Below are 4,339 nucleotides of genomic sequence, written 5' to 3' on the forward strand. Positions count from 1 at the left end.
TGCTTTCATTTTTCACTTTTACGCCGTTCGCAAAGCCATTGACGACACTGTTATCAAGGGTAATGTTTTTGTCAGCAATCAACGCTCCGTCCGCTAAACCAACGCCGTTGATAATGCTGTTTTTTGTATCTTCAGTTGCGGTGTATGAACTGTCTTTTTGATTGTCGCTTAAGGTGCCATTGATAATTTCGTAGGTTTTTTCTGTTGTATCATCGGTATAAGTGCCTCCTTTACCGATCACAATTTTGTCAATAGTTTCGTTGTCAGGGTTGCGAGTATTATCCGTAGAAATGCCTTCTTTGAGGTAAACCAACGTACCTGAATTTTCAAGTGCAGTATCATTTTCTACTTCAAAATAGTGATAATATTGTTCAGTACTTTCTTTTGTGTGTGTTTGTGCTGCATAATTTCCAACAATTAATGTTCCTGCCATTAAACCATAGTTTTGGATTTTATCACTATAACCAGACTTAAATGTATACTTACCAGTATATCCATTTTTAGTACCTTTACCTAAAATTGCTGCATGGTTACCTGAAATAATCCCAAGGTTTTTTATATTAGAACTAATGCTTGCATCAGAGAAAATACCGACCCCAGAGCCTAAAAATTCAACTGATTTGTAACCCGCATTGTTATTGGCTGCAAAGCTATGGTACATTGAAGTATAGCCACTAATCACACCACTATTATTAACCTTACCTAGGGTTGCCCCTTTCTTTATATCTGTATACCGTAAGCCATATTCAAATGCTGCAATACCACTACCACTGGCATAAATCCTTGTAGTCGAATATATACTTGCATTAGATTGATCCCAATTTAATGTGTTTTTTTCTGTCGTTGGTAAATGGTTACCTCTTGCGAGATTCCCTGATTGAATATGAGAAATAGCCAATTTCACTTCTTCTTCCGTAGGATCATTTTCACCACCTAAAGTATATTTTCCCGTTTTACTATGTAATTCGCCCGAAATAATCCCCTGATTGTGAACATCGCCTAATGAGGCTTCACCTTGAGAAATTGAAATAATACCGTCATAGTCTTTATATTTATTAGCGTAAGACACAATACCATTTCCCACACCCAATGCACTTAATTTCATATCGCCAAGATAGCCATCGCCTGATTGAATATCAGCATAACCAGTAATACGTCCAATATTATTAACATTATTCAGGCTACTTTTATTACTTTTAACAGAAGTGTTACGGGTGTCGGTAAATACGCTCACACCATTACCGCTACCAAAGCTCGTTGCTGATGAATTAAATTGATCGATATTTGAAACTTTTACATATTCACGTATATAACGTTCCCCAGGTTCTTTTGCAAAATTCTGATCTGCTTTACCAATATTATCACCCGAAGTTTGTTGCAAATAACCGCTGATTTTTCCGCTATTGGTTAGGTTACCCAATGTGGTTGCAGTAGGGTGTTTAACCGATTCGCCACTCAGTGCATATAACGAAAGTCCATTACCTGAACCTCTTGAAAATGTGCTTGTATTAGTAGCAAGATTGCTAGTTTGTAGTGTGACATGTCCAAGTAAAGAGCCACTATTATTCACATTATCTAGGCTAACTTGATTGATTTTATCATCGGGTCTAATAGACTGATCACTACTCCCTAATACAGTAGCTAAAGATACTCCATTACCTGACGCAGAAACATTATGATTATAATCTTTAATGATTTTTTCGGGTTCTATTTTAGCTAGGCTGGAAGCGGTAAAAGAACCTGAAAGTATGCCTGTATTATTTAAATTAGCCAAGCTAACTTGTACTGTCTTTGGTTCGTCATAACCTGCCGTTTTCTTACTATCTGTGTCAATGGTGCTATCAAGAGCAACAGAAGTATCGGTTGCCCCACTAAATGCATCAACACCATATTTCGCAATGGAAGTCACTGAAACGCCATTTGCATCGGAAAAAGCATAAATATGGGCGTTATTATTGGTTTCTTTGGCGGTGAGATTAGCTTCTCCTATGGCTGTTCCCTGATTATGAATGTTGTCTAGTGTGATAATCACATCATTTTTATTTGTTTGGGGGGTCCACCCAAAGGCATCAACAGCATTGCCTTGCCCTTGTGCAGAAATGATGCCCTCGGCTATGATTTTGCCTTGAATATAACCGTTATTGTCAGCACCTGTTTGTGGTATTTCACCATCATCATCAGCTGCATGTTCGCCATCTGCTGGATGACCATACCAAATAATCCGAACAGGATTGCCACTACGGTTTAACTCTCCTGTAATCAAAGATGAATTGCTCTCAGCTGTGAGAGTATCAACTTTAACAACGCTGTCCTCTGCATTGACAGTTGTTGTAGCCGTCTCTCCTTGCGTATAACTGAACGCAACACTTGGCAACGTGAGCCCCACCATGATGGCAATATGCGATAAAGCAAAAGTAGAAAGATTCTTCTTGTTAGGTAATGCATTGATGTTCATTATATTCTCCTTAATGTAACTAACAAAAATGTAGAGGTGAAAAAATGTAAAATAGAAGTGATAATGATTATTGCTTATTAAGAGGGGGGGTTGTCAATAAGAAATTTAAAATAAATAAAAAAGTGCGGTAAAAAAATCAAAAGTTTCTGATTTTTCACCGCACGCTATTGTAACCTAAACGGGGTCCCCGTCTTTGCCGCCTGAAAATGATTTAATTTGTAGGAAAATGGCGTCTGTCTGAGCGTAGCGAGTTCAGCCATTTTCCGTTAAGCAAATTTCACCATTTTCAGGAAACAATGCAAAATCGGGGGGGGTCTTTTGTTACTTTTCTTTGCACAAGCAAAGAAAAGTAAAATTAGAACGTATAATTCACCCCCGCATTCGCATTCCAAACATTCCCAGAAGAACGCATACTATTGCCAAATCCAACATCAAACCCAAGTCCACCAAGCAATTTGTATTGTGCAGATAATCCTAAACGTACCGCATCCGCATCTTTTTCATTGCTTACATCAAAGTAATTTACGCCATCAAAGCTGGCTTGTGTGGTTGGTTGTTTGGTGCTGTGTAAATAATCTACACTGAATACGGCGGACACTTTATTGCCTGAAAGCAAGGTGTGACTTACTGTGAAATCTTGTCCTACCATTAAATCAAGATTGTTATGACGTTGTTTTTGTACGCTTAACGCACCTACGCCTTGTTCGTTGATTTCATCAATGGTGACTTGGTTGTAAGCGATACCCACTTTCGGTTCAATTTTCACATTTTCACCGAGTGGAATAGCATATTTCGCTTGTGTATACACTGTCCACGCCGTTGGTTTGACTTTTACATCAAAGGTATGGCTGTCATAGTGGTTTTGAATATGACGCTGTCCTTTTAGGTTGGATTGGCTATAAGCCACGCCAGTATTCATCGTTAAATTACCTACGCCATAGGTTAATTGACCAGCCACATAGGTGGAGTTACCTTTTAAGTAGCTACCAGCTTGACCGTCTAATTTCTCGTGGCCTGCACCAAAAGCGATACCGGTAGTGAGATTATCGGTTACACCATATTTCACATTGACAACTGCATTGCTAGTGCTGCCTTTATCGGCGACGGTATCATAAGAACGTTGTGCAGTTGTGCCAGTTAAACTAGCCAATGCTTCACCTTGTTTTAATCGGTTGCCATTTTGTAATGTAGTATCCCGATAGGCTCTTAAACTGTCTAATGTAGCAACAGGTAGGGCACCATAGATATTATGATTTACCACATCATTGAGGTAGCTGTTAATTTCAGCGGTAGCCTCTTGTTCTGTTTTGTCCAAAATAGACGCAGAATTTTTTAATGGATTAACACCAGTGGCTTTCCAACTACCGACTAAGCTGCTATACGCATCGGTATAAGGTGTTGTAAAGGTTGATGTTGAGCCTGTATTTGGTGTTGTGCCACTGTTTGATTCAGATCCTGTGCCAGCGGTTTGACTGTCATCTTTGCTCGGTTCAGTACCCGCAGTTTGATTATCGTCTTTGCTAGGCTCAGTACCTGCGGTTTGACTATCGTCTTTGCTAGGCTCAGTACCCGCAGTTTGATTATCATCTTTGCTCGGTTCAGTACCAGCGGTTTGACTGTCATCTTTGCTAGGTTCAGTACCCGCAGTTTGACTGTCATCTTTGCTTGGTTCAGTACCAGCGGTTTGACTGTCATCTTTGCTCGGTTCAGTACCAGCGGTTTGACTGTCATCTTTGCTAGGCTCAGTACCTGCGGTTTGACTATCGTCTTTGCTAGGTTCAGTACCCGCAGTTTGACTATCATCTTTGCTCGGTTCAGTACCAGCGGTTTGACTGTCATTTTTGCTCGGTTCAGTACCAGCGGTTTGACTATCATCTTTGCTCG

2 protein-coding genes are annotated in these 4,339 nt (G+C 39.8%); both read right to left on the reverse strand.

Translation table 11 applies throughout. The features are described 5' to 3' along the window. The coding region (locus tag ACTG7L_RS10720; protein ID WP_439328530.1) for a hypothetical protein at positions 1-2,455 on the reverse strand (2,455 nt) is incomplete at its 3' end. 355 nt (positions 2,456-2,810) lie between these two features. Then, on the reverse strand, positions 2,811-4,339 hold a 1,529-nt coding region (locus ACTG7L_RS10725; protein WP_439328531.1), incomplete at its 5' end, for an autotransporter domain-containing protein.

It is taken from the genome of Lonepinella sp. BR2357 (assembly GCF_051851525.1).
GTDB lineage: Bacteria > Pseudomonadota > Gammaproteobacteria > Enterobacterales > Pasteurellaceae > Lonepinella.